Genomic DNA, 15,897 nt, shown 5'->3' with positions numbered 1-15,897 from the left:
AAATTCTATATAAACATATCCTTCAAGAGTTTCTTTTTAAGTATTTCTAACTGTGAAATTTTTTCTTGGTGAGAGCTGATGAGGTTATCAAGGTTTGAGAAACAGGCACCGATGGCTTGTTGTTCAGCTATTGGCGGTAAATAAAATGGAATCTCCGAAAAAGTTGGAAACTGTACACGTTGTTTTTCAATCAGAGTTCCTGTAGCAAACTGTTTATATTGATAAATTGCGTACGTTGTTTTCAATAGAATTTTTAAAAAATCATTATCAAATTTTTCTATATCTCTATTTTTCATCACAACATAATAACCAGAAACTGAAATAGTAACTTCATTATCGTTTAAATCCAAAGCACCTAATGTAAGATTCATTGGATTATAAACAAACTCATTTACATCAACCTTTTTAAATTTATCATTCTTTTTTACCAAAAAATCTCTTTTATAACGATTTGTTTTAGGTATTAATCCATTCTCAACTGTTAAACTCCATAACTCGTTTTCTACAGAAGGTTCAATATAATTTGATACTTGTTCAAAAATATCACCTAGGTAATACTTACCCCACTCGCCTTCAAATTCATCTAAACGAATCTCAGGGACTGTCTGTCCGGCTTTGGGAAACATCTTGGAAAGCATGCTCGCCTTGAGAGATTGGTAGTTGACGAGATTATCTTTATAGTTCGCAAGAAGGTCGTCGAGAGTACGGAAAAGGGAACCAATGGCGGATTGTTCGTCGTTAGAAGCAGGAATACTAAACTCTGTCTGTGAAACTGTCTTCCAATCAGAACGTGGCATCTTTGTTCCAGATGTATCATTTGCAACTCTTTGAAATTTTGGCGATTGAACTAACGAAAACAGAAATTTTGAATCACAATTTCTTGCCTGCAAGACCCAAAAATCTCCTAACGCAATACCATTAAAATTTGGGTGTAGCCAGTTTTTTAAATATGGACGTAACTTTCCATATAAAATATCATGTGTTTCAAATACTATTCCTTTGCGACAATCAATATTTTTACTTAATTCTTTGTTTAATCTCCCTTCTCCAGAAAGAATATCTTGATATTCAATTCTTGGTAAATCAGGGTTATCAGAACTTTTAGTTCTCCTTTTAGCTATTTCTTCAAAAGTACTTCTTACCCATGAATGTTTATTTTTTAAGAACCTAATTTTTGGCTTCTCCATCCGTATCCTGCTTTCTCGCTATTTTAAATTTTAAATTAGATACATTATATTCTTGTTTTATTATTTTTTCTGCCATTTTCTCTGGAGAAACTAACCTAAATGTAGTTTCTGTTATATACTTAGTTAAATAAGTCCTTAACTCATCACATTTTTCAGTTAATTTAGACTTTTTCATAAAGTCATCCGTAACTTCTTGATAATCTTCAAAACTCTTCACCTGGCTTATTCTTTTATGATAGTCTACAAAATTTAAAACTTCCTTACGAACCTCTTCTTTTAACCTAGATAATTCGATATCATCTTGTATAACCAGAGTTAGCAATAATAAATCTCTTAATTTTATAATTGAATTATATTAGGAAGCAAATAATCTGAATATAATAAAGGAAAAATTTTTTCAAACTCAATATTTTCATCTGATTCTACTTCTTTAGGGATCATCTTTACGAATTCAAATATTGCATCTGCAAATAAATTTTTAGCAATTCTTAAATCGCTCAATATCTCATATGAACGCTCTGCTCGCTCAATTGTATATTGTAAGAAAATACGTTCTCTTTCGTTCTCTTCTTGTTTTTCAAAAAATTCTCGTTGTAACTTATGTTCATCTTGTAGCTGTTTAAGTTGCTGCTTATTTTGAAGCTTCGCAACATACACTGCTACACCAGCACCTAGTAAAGCCCCCATCATGGAACTAATAAACTGAGAATTAAGAAATGTAATTATAAAATCCATTTATTGTAATTTCCCCTAAGTATAAAGTATTAATAATATTATTGCAAGTTACATACTATTCAAAGATTATTTAATCCAAAAGAACTTCTCTCATCCCATCAATATCATCGCTTTTAATAAATACAACATTTCTATTTCCGGTTAATTCAACAAGTTTATCTTTTCCTAGAATGATAGCTAAATTCTTAACGATAGAGCGTTTAGCAGACTCGTTGTAATAGGTAAAAATAAATCGATAATTATATCTTTTTAAATCAGCTATTTTAAAACATTTTTCAAATATCTCTTTATCAAGTGGATCAACCGAGTGTCCAAACACAATAATATTCTTTGAAACTGCTGCACCCCACTCTGATAATTTTCTAGAAATAAAAAATTTTTCATATAAATTCCCAGTCTCTTTAACAACACGTTGATAGTATTTTTGGTAAGGTATTAAATCAGAATTAACATTATTCTCCTTATCTTCTATACCAAAAACCAATGTATTTACTGCTGATTTATTTCTATTTAAATCAATTTCCCCGTGAATATAATGTGTATTTTCTATAGGAATTTTGAAAAGTTCATATGGAGTATGGGTATAATTGAAACTAATTACACTAGACTCTGAAATATTATTGATTGCATCTAGTGCAGTTTCTACTGGAGCTATTTTATTAATCTCAAAATCTAGGTAGTCTCTATATGAAAGATATATTTCTAATAGATCTGTTAACAACTCTAGATGATAAATAAATTTCTCATTTAATTTTGATAAAGCTACCTTTCTTTCTAATTTATTCCACTCCAAAATATTAAATAGTTCATAGAATATTTTAGCAACAAAAAACTTCGATGCAAAATTTTCCTGAGATACCATAGAGCCCTGAAGAAAATCGACATGGATTACTCTTAAAGAGTTTTCATCCTTACGATATAAAATATCAGCATTTAACTTAAAATAATCTATGGCTTCAGCAAGTTGTGAAATCATGATTTCTAAATTACACCAATTTTCTCCAAGGGTAGATCTATTCTCATTTATAAATCTGAGATAATAATTATCTTTATATTTCTCAATATCAATATTATTACTGTTAAGAAATGATTGCAAATGATCTACTTTTTCTAAAAATAAATTATCGGCAAATTCTATGAAATCACTATAACTCGTTTTTCGTCCCATGGACAAATCAAATCCATTTCCTAGAATTAATATTGTATCCGCCATTTTTCCTCCGATATTCTCCTACCTCCCCACCCTCAACGGCTCAATCACCTCTTCAATCAGTTGGGTATAGGCTTCTTTTATTTGTTTTTTATAGAGGAGGGGATTAAGGGCATCTGCCACTTCTATCTTATAGTCCTGATAGCGCTGACTCTTGGTCAGCTGGCTCTCTCCTAGTTGTTTCTTGGCTCCTTTTCGGTAGTGCTCGACATAGTAACGGAGTTCATCCTCTCCGACATACCAACGTTTGCCAAAGACTTGGATATGTTGCTGGATGACTGCTTCAATCATCTGGTCAAGGATATTGGCGATGGATTGACCTCTGTAGCGGTCTGGATTTGCCTGTACTTCTTGCCAAAGTTCTGAGGTGATCTGGGCAAGGTTTGGATTAGTCTTCTCCAGACTTTGGATATAGGTATCTACTGCTTCTCTGTCCTGTGAGCTGAGACTCTCTTCCTGACTCTGCTCTTGCTCGATCAGGCTTTGGATCAAGGTCAGGATATAGGCGTAGTTAATCTCATCGACTTGGATAGACTCTAGCTCATAGTGGATATCAAAAGGTCCATCATCGTCGCCACCGCCAGTTCCTTCCCCATCACGAGCTTTGAGTTCAGCAAGGATGTTTTTGTAGAGGCCGAGATAGGTTTCGAGCAATTCATCAGTTAAGCCTGTCTCTTGGTAAATCTCAGCTTCATCATATTCCTTGTATACTCGGATAGAAGCTAGATACTTATCAAATGCTTGATATGCCTTGGCAATTTTTCTCAACTGAGGAGTAGACATTTGTTCTAACAGGAAGCCTTCTAGTGGCTCGTTAGCGATGAGGTTTTGGAAGTCGCTACAACTTCTCAAAAAGTTCCTCTTTTCCTCTTCCCAGCTAGGGGCTAGGACCTCGTTTTCTCCACCATTTGAGTAGAGCTTGAGGGCATTATCCACTGCTTCCTTAAAGGCTAGAGGCTTTTGGAAAGTGATGATATGACCATAGGATTTACTAGAATCAAAGATACGGTTGGTACGACTAAAGGCCTGAATCAAATCCTGCGGTTGCAAGGGTTTGCGGTCGATAAAGAGAGTCGATAGACAAGGCGCATCAAATCCCGTTAAGAGACGATTGACCACGATAACCAAGTCTAACTGTTCATTTCGATAGAGGTATTTATCCTGTTTTCGAGCTAGACGGTTATTGACATCTGTATTAAAACCACGAAGATCCGCCATGGTAAAATGAGTATCAAACTCTTGGTTATAGTCCTCTAAGACCTGTTTCATGTGGTCTTGGTCGGCTCTTGAGTCCTCTTCATTTTCTGTAACAGAGTAGGTGATGGTCGCCTTTGGAAAGTCTGGAAGAACCATCTTGACTCTCTCTGATACCTTGACTCGTGTCTGACCAGCCTTGACTCTTTTGAGAAGGTCATAGTAGGCTTGGGCTTGAGGGATGGACTTGACCGTCAGGATGGCATTGTAGGTATTGCCGACTCCTTTTTGAAAACCTAGTTGTTGGCGGGATTTATTGATAATGGCATCCAAGACTTCCAGCATGTGCTCCTCATTTTCATAGACGGTATCTGGTATTTCGTTTTCAGACTGGTCTGTGATGAGGGTATTACGGTAATCGACCTTAAAGCCTAGAACTGCGCCATCATGGATGGCTTCCTTGACTGTATACTCATGTAGACGGTCTCCATACTGTTGCTGGGTAGTTTGGGCTAGGTCGCCGACCTGTTGGCGTTTATTTTCCTTAAAGATGGGGGTGCCTGTAAATCCATACCAGAGGGACTGGGGGAAAAAGGCTTTAATGTCTTTTTGTGTTTGTGGCGTAACGGCACGGTGGCATTCATCCACGACAAAGGCCACTCGGAGTCCCTTGATTTTGTCCGCATCACGCTGGTAAAGTCCTTGTTCAAACTTGCGCATCATGGTGGTGATTTTCTGGATGGTGGTTACCACCACACGTTTATCATTGCTTCCTAAGCGCTTGACCAAATCATGGGTATTATCCGTCTCATCAATATCAATGACATCATTGGTCGCATAAGAGAGGAAAGACGAAGTGGTCTGTTGGTCCAAGTCCCTACGATCAACGACAAAAATTGTCTTTTGGATGGAAGGAATCTGAAGGAGATTCCGAGCTACCTTATAGGAAGTCAGCGTTTTTCCTGAACCTCTCGCCAGCAAACATAGCCTGATGCTTGCTGGCGAGAGGCTTCCTGCACCGCTTCGATAGCATGGATCTGGTAGGGGCGCAAGAGAATGAGAGCTTTCTTGCTATCATCAATGACAGAATACTGCATGACCATCTGATGAGCACGAGGGATGGAAAGGACTTCGTGAGCAAAGCTAGTCAAATTTGTCACAGGACGATTGTCCTTATCTACCCACTTGGTTAGAAATTGCTTGTTGAGTTTATTTTCCCTAGCTGCAGCGATATAGCGAGTATCGACCTTGTTGGTCACAACAAACATTTGCAAGCTAGAGAAAATGCCACGGAACTTGCCTTCGCGGTCATATTTTTTAATCTGATGAAAGGCATCTAAAAAGGCAACACTAGGACTTTTAAGTTCGATTTGAATCATGGGTAAGCCGTTGATGAGCAGGGTCACATCTAGCCTGCGGTCTTGGTCCAGAGGATTCACTTTTTCTCTCTGGACTTGATTGACAACTTCATAGCTAGACTTACCAGCAGCGATATTATCTCGCCAGATGACGGATAATCGGATGGTTCCTAGGCTGGCATCCTCTCTTTGAACCTCGACTTTGGCAATTCCGTTTTCACCGACCAACCACTTGGCAGCATCGTAGTAGCTGATAAAGTTGAGTTGGTTTTTTATTTGACGTTTTTCCTGCTCTGTCAAAGGATAGTCTGCTAGCAGGGCAACGTTATTTTGGGCTAGTTTCTCAAAGAAGTTCTCCCATAGTTGTTCTTCTGTTTTTAGATCTTCTCTATAAGTCCATTGACTTCCCCCAGTTACCAATTGGGTGATCAGTTGTTTTTCTATCTCCAGTTCTGGTTTTACTTGCATCATTCTCTCCTTTAACGATGTTCTACTTTCTTTATTATAACATGTTTATCTTTAATTCCCCCTTCTTTTATCAAAATATGGTATAGTAGAATCATACTATCTATGAGGAGTTTACATGTCACAGGATAAGCAAATGAAAGCTGTTTCTCCCCTTCTACAGCAAGTCATCAATATTTCATCTATCGTCGGGGGAGTCGGCACCTTGATTTTCTGTATTTGGGCCTATCAGGCGGGAGTGTTACAGTCCAAGGAAACCCTATCGGCCTTTATCCAGCAAGCTGGGGTTTGGGGGCCGCCACTCTTTATCTTTTTACAGATTCTACAAACCGTCGTTCCGATCATTCCGGGAGCTTTGACCTCAGTGGCTGGGGTCTTTATTTACGGCCATATCATTGGAACCATCTATAACTATATCGGCATCGTGATTGGCTGTGCCATTATCTTTTACCTGGTGCGTCTCTATGGAGCTGCCTTTGTCCAGTCCGTCGTCAGCAAGCGCACCTATGACAAGTACATCGGTTGGCTAGATAAGGGCAATCGTTTCGAGCGGTTCTTTATCTTTATGATGATCTGGCCAGTTAGCCCGGCTGACTTTCTGTGTATGCTGGCAGCCCTGACCAAGATGACCTTCAAGCGCTATATGATTATCATCATTTTGACCAAGCCCTTTACCCTAGTGGTTTACACTTATGGTTTGACTTATATCATTGATTTCTTCTGGCAGATGTTTTGAGAATAGAAAAATCCGTTTGGTTTTCCAAGCGGATTTTCTGTTTGTTTTATTTTGCGACACTCTTAGCAAGGACAAAGTTCCCAAGTGTGGCAGAACCATTTCCAGCGACTGCTGGTGTCACGATATAGTCACGCACGTCTGGTACTGGTAGGTAGCCGTTGAGAAGAGCTGTAAATTTCTCACGCACACGGTCCAGCATGTGTTGTTGGGCCATAACCCCGCCACCAAAGACGATGACATCTGGACGGAAAGTCACTGTAGCATTGACCGCAGCCTGAGCGATATAGTAGGCTTGAACATCCCAGACAGAACTGTTGAGTTCGATGTTTTCACCACGAACACCTGTACGAGCTTCCAAACTTGGTCCAGCAGCAAAGCCTTCCAAACAGCCCTTGTGGAAAGGACAAACGCCGTTAAATTCTTTTTCTACATCCATTGGGTGTTTAGCCACATAGTAGTGACCCATCTCAGGGTGACCGACACCACCGATAAACTCACCACGTTGGATAACACCTGCACCGATCCCTGTACCGATCGTGTAGTAGACCAAGTTTTCGATACGGCCACCTGCATTGTTGCGAGCAACCACTTCACCATAGGCAGAGCTATTTACATCTGTTGTGAAATACATGGGTACGTTGAGGGCACGACGAAGGGCACCAAGTAGGTCTACATTTGCCCAGCGAGGTTTTGGAGTCGTTGTGATAAAGCCATAGGTTTTTGAGTTTTTGTCGATATCGATAGGACCAAAGGAACCGATGGCAAGACCTGCAAGATTATCGAATTTTGAAAAGAATTCGATGGTTTTATCGATGGTCTCGATAGGAGTTGTTGTAGGAAACTGTGTTTTTTCCACAACGTTAAAATTTTCATCTCCGACAGCACAGACAAACTTTGTACCGCCCGCTTCTAAGCTTCCATATAATTTTGTCATGATAAACCTCTTATCTTTGTTTTCTCTATTATAGCACATTTTAAAGGGCTAGATTTCTCAATATTTTAGATTTTCCTCTGTAAATCTTACCATCCAAGTAAAAACGAACAAACATGATATTTGTTCGTTTTGTTTTTAGATTTGATTTTTGAAGAGGACTAGGCTTTCACTTCGATGATAGCGTCACCCTTGACAACTGAACCGCTTGCGACTGGTGTCACAGAAGCATAGTCTGCTGTGTTGGTTACGATAACCATTGTTGTGTCGTCAAGACCTGCAGCAGCGATTTTACTTGAGTCAAAAGTTCCGAGAACATCACCAGCTTTGACCTTGTCGCCTTGAGCAACTTTTTGTTCAAAGCCTTCACCGTTCATAGTCACTGTATCGATACCAACGTGGATCAAGATCTCAGCTCCATTTGCTGTCTTCAAACCATAAGCATGTCCTGTGGCAAAGGCAATCGATACTTCTGCATCAGCTGGTGCGTAAACCACACCTTGGCTTGGTTTTACAGCGATCCCTTGTCCCATTGCACCACTTGAAAAGACTGAATCATTAACATTCTCAAGAGCAACTACGTCACCAACGATAGGAGTTTGGATTGTTTCGTTTTGAGGAGTATCAGACTCTTCCACTACTGGTGCTTCTACTGTAGTTTCAGTAACTGTTTCCGCAGTTGCTGTTGCGGCTTCATCAGCAAAGACACCTGCTGCTTTTGTTTTACCATAGAAATAAGTCAAAGCAAAGGCTGCGGCAAATGAAATCACTTCTGCAACTACATACATAGGGATTGAACCTGCTTTAATAGATAGGAATCCGATAAATCCAGCTGCTCCCAAAGAAACAGCAATGACATGGGTCAAGCCTGCAACAAAGGCACCAACTGCTGAACCAGCAAGAGCACAGAAGAATGGGAATTTGTATTTCAAGTTCACCCCAAATAGGGCAGGCTCAGTAATACCAAGGAAAGCAGAGACAGCTGCTGAACTTGACAAGCCTTTAGTTTTAGCATTTTTAGTTAAGAAGTAAATAGCAAGAGTGGCTGCACCTTGCGCAACGTTTGCCATGGAAGCAACAACAAAGATATAGTCACCAAATCCAGTACCATTATTATTGTATGCTGATAGCAACTGTGTTTCAATAGCAGGGAATGATTGGTGAAGCCCTGTCATAACAATCAATGAGTATGTTCCACCAAAGAGCCCCATACCAAATGCACCTGTAGTATTGTATAGCCATACAATAACATTAGTAATCGCATCCGAAACCACCAACATCACAGGACCAATAACTGTAAAAGTTAGGAATCCTGTAATCATAACTGATAAAAGCGGAGTAAAGGTGAAGTCAACCGCAGAAGGCAATTTCTTGTGGAAGAATTTTTCTAAAGTTGCCAACAACCAGACAGCTACAAGGACTGGGATTACTTGATAAGCATAGTTTGTTTGTGTAACATGGAAACCTAAAATATCCCAAAAAGCTTCTTTACCACCCAAATCTGGTGTGGTCATAATCATACCAATAGCTGCACCAAGGAATTGGTTTGCTCCAAAGCGTTTAGCTGCTGAAATCCCTACTAAAACAGGTAAGAACATAAATGGAGCTGCAGACATCAATTGAATCATCGCTGAAATACCTTTGATAGCAGGGTACATGTCTTCAATCGATTGAGGTCCAAATAAGTCTGGTGATGTCAAGAAATTACGTAATGCCATCAAAAGACCACCTGCAACCAATGCAGGAATAATTGGGACAAAGATATCTGACAAAAGCTTAATCAAATCCATCAATGGATTAAATTTTTTGTTTTTATTCGCAATCTCTTTTAAATCATCTGTGGAAGCTTCTTTCAAACCTGTTTTTTTGATGATTTCTGCATATACAAAGTTAACGTCTCCGGGACCAATAATAATTTGGTATTGTCCGTTTGTGCTAAATGTACCTTTAACATCAGCATTGTTATCTAAAGCTGCTTGGTTCACTTTTGTTTCATCTTTTAACACCAGACGAAGGCGGGTCGCACAATGTGCTGCAGCTACAAGATTCTCTTTGCCGACAGCCTCAATGACCTCGGCAGCAACTTTACTATAATCCATAGCAAAAATCTCCTTATAAAATTTTGTTCCTATTTGAAAGCGATTTTATTCGCCCTACGACTATTATTTTATCACGTTTCTAAAATATGTCAAGCGTTTTGCAGAACTTTTTATTTCCTTTATTTTTTATCTGATTATTTTTGCTCGTTTTTGAGGAAATTCTCTTTTTCCTCAAAAAATATCTTTATATTTGAGGAATAAAGGCTTTTATTTACATTTTCTTTCATTTTTTTGTGAAAATTTTCCAGATTCCCTTTGTTTGATTTCTGGCAATCGTTTGACATATTTTTCTCTTTTTTAACATAAAATGCTTGCTTTTTTTGCCGAAAACGTTTACTATTAAGATAGTAGAACTTTAGGAGGAAAGATAAAATGGAATGGACAACTGAGCGTCGTTATAGACCCTATGAAGATTGGACGCAAGAAGAAATTCAACATATAAAGGAAAAGATGGTACAATCTCCCTGGCATACTCATTACCACGTTGAGCCAAAAACAGGACTTCTCAACGACCCAAATGGCTTTTCTTACTTTGATGGCAAGTGGATCCTCTTTTACCAAAACTTCCCCTTTGGTGCAGCCCACGGTTTGAAATCTTGGGCACAGCTAGAAAGTGATGATTTGGTTCACTTTAGAGAAACTGGAGTCAAAGTTTTGCCTGATACTCCATTAGATAGCCACGGTGCCTACTCTGGTTCTGCCATGCAATTTGGCGATAACTTGTTCCTATTTTATACAGGAAATGTCCGTGATGAAAATTGGATTCGTCACCCTTACCAGATTGGTGCTCTTTTGGACAAAAGTGGCAAAATCACGAAAATTGACAAGATCTTGATTAACCAACCATCTGACTCTACTGACCACTTCCGCGACCCACAAATTTTTAACTTCAAAGGTCAATACTATGCTATCGTCGGTGGACAGGATTTGGAGAAAAAAGGCTTCGTCCGTCTCTACAAGGCTGTGGACAACGACTACACAAACTGGCAAGCAGTTGGCGACCTTGACTTCGCTAACGATCGCACTGCCTACATGATGGAATGCCCAAATCTGGTCTTTGTAGGCGAGCAACCTGTCCTTCTCTACTGTCCACAAGGATTGGATAAAAAAGTTCTAGACTACGATAATATCTTTCCAAATATGTACAAAATCGGGGCTTCCTTTGATCCTGAAAATGCTAAAATGGTAGATGTGTCTCAACTTCATAATCTAGACTATGGTTTCGAAGCCTATGCAACTCAAGCCTTCAACGCTCCAGATGGACATGCATTGGCAGTAAGTTGGCTTGGACTGCCAGATGTTTCCTATCCATCTGACCGTTTTGACCACCAAGGAACCTTCTCATTGGTCAAAGAACTCACTATCAAAGATGGCAAACTCTACCAATATCCTGTCTCAGCCGTCAAAGAACTTCGTTCTTCTGAAGAGGTCTTCTCAAATCGTACTCAAACCAACAACACCTATGAACTCGAGCTCAACTTGGAGGCCAATAGCCAGAGCGAGATTGTCTTACTTGCTGATAAAGAAGGCAAGGGACTTTCCATCAACTTTGACCTTGCCAATGGTCAAGTGACAGTGGATCGTAGCCAGGCTGGAGAACAGTATGCCCAAGAATTTGGGACGACTCGTTCTTGCCCTATCGATAATCAGGCTACTACTGCTACAATTTTCATCGATAACTCTGTCTTTGAAATTTTCATCAATAAAGGAGAAAAAGTATTTTCTGGTCGTGTCTTCCCACATGCGGACCAAAATGGGATCCTCATCAAGTCTGGAAACCCAACTGGAACTTACTATGAATTAGATTATGGTCGCAAAACTAACTGATGTCGCAAAACTTGCAGGCGTCAGCCCTACTACCGTCTCACGGGTCATCAATAAAAAGGGTTATCTATCTGAGAAAACCATTCAAAAGGTTAATGAAGCCATGCGAGAGCTAGGCTACAAGCCTAACAATCTGGCTCGAAGTCTCCAAGGAAAATCTGCCAAGTTGATTGGACTCATTTTTCCAAACATCAGTCATGTCTTTTATGCGGAGTTGATTGACAAGTTGGAACACCAACTCTTCAAAAATGGCTACAAGACCATCATCTGTAACAGCGAACATGACTCTGAAAAAGAACGGGAGTACATTGAAATGCTGGAGGCCAATCAGGTAGACGGTATCATTTCTGGAAGTCACAACTTGGGAATCGAAGACTACAATCGTGTGACAGCACCGATCATTTCCTTTGACCGAAACCTATCACCAGACATCCCTGTCGTCTCCTCTGATAACTACGGTGGCGGGGTCCTCGCAGCCCAAACTCTGGTCAAGACAGGCGCTCAGTCTATCATCATGATTACAGGGAATGATAACTCTAACTCACCGACTGGACTGCGCCATGCTGGCTTTGCCTCTGTTCTCCCGAAAGCGCCTATTATCAATGTTTCGAGTGACTTTTCTCCCGTCAGAAAAGAAATGGAAATCAAGAATATCTTGACCCATCAGAAACCAGATGCGATTTTTGCTTCAGATGATCTGACAGCCATTTTGGTTATCAAAATCGCTCAGGAGCTGGGAATTTCTGTTCCTGAAGAGCTCAAGGTCATCGGCTATGATGGGACCTACTTTATCGAGAACTACTATCCTCATTTGACAACGATTAAGCAACCTATGAAAGAGATTGCCCACCTCACTGTTGATCTCCTCTTGCAGAAGATTGAAGGTAAGGAAGTCGCGACAACTGGTTATTTCTTACCAGTCACCCTATTACCAGGAAAAAGTATTTAATACTCTTCGCAAATCTCTTCAAACCGCGTCAGCGTCGCCTTACCGTAGATATATGTAACTGACTTCGTCAGTCTTATCTACAACCTCAAAGCAGTGCTTTGAGCAGCCTGCAGCTAGCTTCCTAGTTTTCTTTTTGATTTTCATTGACTATAAGCACAAGAAAACTCAGACTGATTTGTCTGAGTTTTTTATGATCTTAAGTTTTCGAGATAACGCTGGGCTGTCTCTAAGTTAAAGGTTTTATCTGCGATGAGGCTCTCAACGAGGGGAGCAACTTCGGACTCACTAGCACCTGCTAGGAGAGCTAAGGATTTGGCCTGCAATTTCATGTGGCCTTGCTGGATGCCCGTACTTACCAAGGCTTTGAGGGCCGCAAAGTTTTGGGCGAGACCGATAGACACGATAATCTGAGCTAATTCTTTGGCAGAAGGATTTCCCAGTAGTTCATGACTGAGGGCTACACGCGGGTTGAGACCGATTGAGCCACCCTTGGTCGCTACCGGCATGGGTAGGGTCATCTCACCGACCAATTCTTCTCTTTCCATGTCCAGTGTCCATTGACTAAGACCTTGATAGCGTCCATCTCGACTGGCAAAGGCATGGGCCCCAGCTTCGATGGCACGCCAGTCATTACCAGTGGCAATCAAAATGGCATCAATACCATTAAAAATCCCTTTATTGTGAGTAGCTGCTCGGTAGGGATCAGCCTGTGCAAACTGGCTAGCCAAAGCTATTTTCTCCGCAATTTCTCGTCCTTGATCCCTTTGGGGACTCAAGTAGCGAAAGGCGATACGACAGCTTGCAGTCACCAGAGAATCGGTCGCGTAGTTGGACAAAATTCCCATAAGACTCTGTCCCTGACTGAGTTCTTCTAAGACTGGTTTCAAGGCTTCCAGCATGGTGTTAAGCATATTGGCTCCCATGGCTTCCTGAGTATCGACATGGAGATAAACAACGAGAAAGTCTGTTTCACCTTTGATCTGCTCTACATGCAAATCACGCGCCCCGCCACCACGTTTAACGATGGACGGATAGGCTTGATTGGCAAGTTCTAAGAGCTCCGCTTTCTTGTTGGCAATCTTCTCTTGCGCTAGATCTGGATTAGCAACTTGATAAAGGGCTACCTGACCAATCATCTGGCGCTCATGTACTTGAGCAGTAAAGCCACCTGCTCGCTTGATGATTTTACTTGCATAGCTGGCCGCAGCAACCACTGACGGCTCTTCTGTCACATAGGGAACTGTGTAGTCCTGACCGTTCACCAAAAGCTCTGGAATGATCGAATAAGGCAGAGAAAAAGTTCCCACTACATTCTCACTCAGCTGATCTGCAATTGCCAAGCTGATTTGTTCATCCTGCTCCAGACTGGTTTGCTTTTCAGGACTAAGGAGCGCCTGAGCTTTCAGTAACTCAAGGCGCTCATGGTATGACTTTTTAGAAAATCCATTCCAACTTCTCTTCATTATTTTTCAACCTTGCTATAACGACGTTGGTGGTCGAGAATTTCAACCAAGGCATAGTCTTGATTTTCAAAACCTGTAAACTGGGCTGAACCAGATTCATCCAACTCTACCTCTTCGAAGAAGACTTTTTCATAGTCCGCAACAGACAATGCTGTACGTTGCTTGAGTTTGCTCAAGCGATCCTTATCAAGGTAAGCTTCATAACCTTCAATCAGTTCTCCACTAAAGAACTCTGAAACCGCTCCACTTCCGTAACTGTAGAGGACAATTTTATCTCCAGCCTTCAAATTTTCTGCATTTTCCAAAAGGGAGAGAAGCCCAAGGAAGAGGGAAGCTGTGTAGATATTCCCAATCATCTGACTGTAGAGAATGGACTTATCAAAGTTTTCTTGCAGACTGTCCTTTTTCTCCTGAGACAAAGTCTTATCCATCATCTTGCGCAAGCCTTTTAGGGCCAACTTAGGGTAAGGTAAGTGGAAGCAGATGGCCGCAAAATCATTCATAGTCCAATCATAACGTTTCTTGTATTCATCCCAAGTCGTCGTAAGACTGTCAAGATATTGCTGAGTTGAGTACAAGCCGTTTACATAAGGAGTGGTTGAATAGTTCGGACGCCAGAAATCCATAATATCACGCGTTTGGGCAACATTATCATTGTTAAAGGCCATGGTACGCGGATTTTGCGTAATCAACATCGCCACACTCCCAGCTCCCTGAGTTGGTTCACCTGGAGTCGCTACACCATACTTGGCAATATCGCTGGCGATGACCAAGACCTTGGACTTTGGAGAATTTTCCACATGCAACTTGGCATAATGGAGGGCGGCTGTTGCTCCGTAACAAGCTTCTTTGATTTCAAAACTGCGAGCGAACGGCTGGATACCTAATAGACCGTGAACAAAGACCGCTGCTGCCTTACTCTGGTCAATTCCTGACTCGGTCGCCACGATGACCATATCGATTTCTTCTTTTTCTTTATCTGTGAGGATAGAGTTGCTTGCACTTGCAGCTAAGGTGACAACATCCTCAGTCAATGGTGCAATGCTAATTTCGTTTAACAAGAGACCCTTACTATATTTATCCGGATCAACTCCTCTTGCTTCTGCTAGGTCTTGTAATTTCAAGACATATTGACTGGTCGCAAAACCAATCTTATCAATACCGATTGTCATATTTACCTCTGTTTTTTCATTCATTGTAAAAAATCGTTCTATTCTATTTTATCACAAATAGAAACAAATGAGAGAAAAAAGACTTGATTCAACAAATCAAGTCTTTGCTTTGACAGCATTAGGAGGATATGCCTCGCTGTTTTCGGATATAGTAATAAAGCTTTAGAATCACTGTTCCACTTGCCATCCCGATAGAAATGACCAGAGCCAACATAACTACTAGCGTTGCACTGGTAAGGGCATGACTGTAATCGCCTGTCACAAAGAAAGCTGTCGTTCGATAGGATAGATAACCGGGCACTAAGGGGGCAAGAATGGCCAAGACAAAGACCACTGCTGGCGTCTTATAGACAATACTTAGAATCTGGCTGATGCAAGAACCAACCACTGCTGCAATAAAGGTCGCAACAATAACATTGGTTGGTTCTTTAAGTACAAGGTAGAGGAGCCAGACACCCATTCCCAGAACACCACCAGGTAGGAGCATAGAGCGTTGAACATTTAGTACGATTAGAAAGGTGATAATGGCGAGTAAACTCGCTACTGCTTGGAGTAAAATACTTGTTAGAGTCAT

At 40.6% G+C, this 15,897-nt stretch carries 10 protein-coding genes and 2 pseudogenes; 3 read left to right on the top strand and 9 right to left on the bottom strand.

The features are described 5' to 3' along the window. Nucleotides 1-5 precede the first annotated feature (5 nt). The 4 genes and pseudogenes from FOA33_RS02230 to FOA33_RS02215 all read right to left on the bottom strand — a co-directional run bounded on the left by FOA33_RS02230 (nt 6) and on the right by FOA33_RS02215 (nt 6,152). Nucleotides 6-1,187: a restriction endonuclease subunit S gene (locus FOA33_RS02230; RefSeq protein ID WP_221160493.1), complete on the bottom strand. Its 1,182-nt coding sequence runs from the start codon at nt 1,185-1,187 to the stop codon at nt 6-8. Continuing rightward, nucleotides 1,168-1,922 (bottom strand): annotated as a pseudogene (locus tag FOA33_RS02225) (hypothetical protein). Before FOA33_RS02225 ends, FOA33_RS02230 begins: the two are co-directional and overlap by 20 nt. 70 nt (nt 1,923-1,992) lie before the next feature. Further along, a complete protein-coding gene (locus FOA33_RS02220; protein ID WP_221160492.1) occupies nt 1,993-3,135 on the bottom strand; it encodes an AbiH family protein in 1,143 nt (380 codons plus the stop codon). A gap of 18 nt (nt 3,136-3,153) precedes the next feature. Continuing rightward, nucleotides 3,154-6,152, bottom strand: a pseudogene (locus FOA33_RS02215) (type I restriction endonuclease subunit R, EcoR124 family). 115 nt (nt 6,153-6,267) lie between these two features. On the opposite strand from FOA33_RS02215, the gene FOA33_RS02210 reads away from it, so the two are divergent. Continuing rightward, complete coding sequence (locus FOA33_RS02210; RefSeq protein WP_000076176.1) at nt 6,268-6,885, top strand: TVP38/TMEM64 family protein; 618 nt, start codon at nt 6,268-6,270, stop codon at nt 6,883-6,885. Between the two features lie 46 nt (nt 6,886-6,931). Here the strand turns inward: FOA33_RS02210 and scrK are convergent, their stop codons facing one another. Both scrK and FOA33_RS02200 read right to left on the bottom strand, forming a co-directional pair. After that, nucleotides 6,932-7,819: a fructokinase ScrK gene (scrK, locus tag FOA33_RS02205; protein WP_221160491.1), complete on the bottom strand. Its 888-nt coding sequence runs from the start codon at nt 7,817-7,819 to the stop codon at nt 6,932-6,934. Between the two features lie 158 nt (nt 7,820-7,977). After that, the gene (locus tag FOA33_RS02200; RefSeq protein ID WP_221160490.1) at nt 7,978-9,915 is read right to left on the bottom strand and encodes a sucrose-specific PTS transporter subunit IIBC; all 1,938 of its coding nucleotides are present in this window, start codon (nt 9,913-9,915) and stop codon (nt 7,978-7,980) included. A gap of 372 nt (nt 9,916-10,287) precedes the next feature. Between FOA33_RS02200 and FOA33_RS02195 the strand changes: the two genes are divergently transcribed. Together FOA33_RS02195 and FOA33_RS02190 are read left to right on the top strand one after the other, a co-directional pair. Continuing rightward, the gene (locus tag FOA33_RS02195; protein ID WP_221160489.1) at nt 10,288-11,742 is read left to right on the top strand and encodes a sucrose-6-phosphate hydrolase; all 1,455 of its coding nucleotides are present in this window, start codon (nt 10,288-10,290) and stop codon (nt 11,740-11,742) included. Beyond that, nucleotides 11,723-12,688 (top strand): LacI family DNA-binding transcriptional regulator, encoded by a 966-nt coding sequence (locus FOA33_RS02190; RefSeq protein ID WP_033606002.1) that lies wholly within the window; start codon nt 11,723-11,725, stop codon nt 12,686-12,688. The genes FOA33_RS02195 and FOA33_RS02190 overlap by 20 nt, the downstream gene beginning before the upstream one ends. A gap of 188 nt (nt 12,689-12,876) precedes the next feature. Here the strand turns inward: FOA33_RS02190 and FOA33_RS02185 are convergent, their stop codons facing one another. The 3 genes from FOA33_RS02185 to FOA33_RS02175 all read right to left on the bottom strand — a co-directional run bounded on the left by FOA33_RS02185 (nt 12,877) and on the right by FOA33_RS02175 (nt 15,897). Beyond that, nucleotides 12,877-14,151, bottom strand: coding sequence for a hydroxymethylglutaryl-CoA reductase, degradative (locus tag FOA33_RS02185; RefSeq protein WP_221160488.1), 1,275 nt, complete (start codon nt 14,149-14,151; stop codon nt 12,877-12,879). Continuing rightward, nucleotides 14,151-15,323 carry a hydroxymethylglutaryl-CoA synthase gene (locus FOA33_RS02180; protein ID WP_221160487.1) on the bottom strand — a complete coding sequence of 391 codons (1,173 nt, stop codon included), beginning with the start codon at nt 15,321-15,323 and terminating at the stop codon, nt 14,151-14,153. The genes FOA33_RS02185 and FOA33_RS02180 overlap by 1 nt, the downstream gene beginning before the upstream one ends. Nucleotides 15,324-15,441: 118 nt before the next feature. After that, nucleotides 15,442-15,897, bottom strand: a complete 456-nt coding sequence (locus FOA33_RS02175; protein ID WP_000176910.1) for a threonine/serine exporter family protein — start codon at nt 15,895-15,897, stop codon at nt 15,442-15,444.

The sequence above is a fragment of the Streptococcus cristatus genome, assembly GCF_019685515.1.
Taxonomy (GTDB): domain Bacteria; phylum Bacillota; class Bacilli; order Lactobacillales; family Streptococcaceae; genus Streptococcus.
This window is presented reverse-complemented; position numbering and strand designations above follow the sequence as displayed.

Coding starts and splice junctions, on each gene's coding strand:
- FOA33_RS02180 (WP_221160487.1), bottom strand. CDS start 15,323: ATGACAATCGGTATTGATAAGATTGGTTTTGCGACCAGTCAATATGTC.
- FOA33_RS02230 (WP_221160493.1), bottom strand. CDS start 1,187: ATGGAGAAGCCAAAAATTAGGTTCTTAAAAAATAAACATTCATGGGTA.
- FOA33_RS02190 (WP_033606002.1), top strand. CDS start 11,723: ATGGTCGCAAAACTAACTGATGTCGCAAAACTTGCAGGCGTCAGCCCT.
- FOA33_RS02195 (WP_221160489.1), top strand. CDS start 10,288: ATGGAATGGACAACTGAGCGTCGTTATAGACCCTATGAAGATTGGACG.
- FOA33_RS02185 (WP_221160488.1), bottom strand. CDS start 14,151: ATGAAGAGAAGTTGGAATGGATTTTCTAAAAAGTCATACCATGAGCGC.
- FOA33_RS02210 (WP_000076176.1), top strand. CDS start 6,268: ATGTCACAGGATAAGCAAATGAAAGCTGTTTCTCCCCTTCTACAGCAA.
- FOA33_RS02200 (WP_221160490.1), bottom strand. CDS start 9,915: ATGGATTATAGTAAAGTTGCTGCCGAGGTCATTGAGGCTGTCGGCAAA.
- FOA33_RS02175 (WP_000176910.1), bottom strand. CDS start 15,897: ATGACTCTAACAAGTATTTTACTCCAAGCAGTAGCGAGTTTACTCGCC.
- FOA33_RS02220 (WP_221160492.1), bottom strand. CDS start 3,135: ATGGCGGATACAATATTAATTCTAGGAAATGGATTTGATTTGTCCATG.
- scrK (WP_221160491.1), bottom strand. CDS start 7,819: ATGACAAAATTATATGGAAGCTTAGAAGCGGGCGGTACAAAGTTTGTC.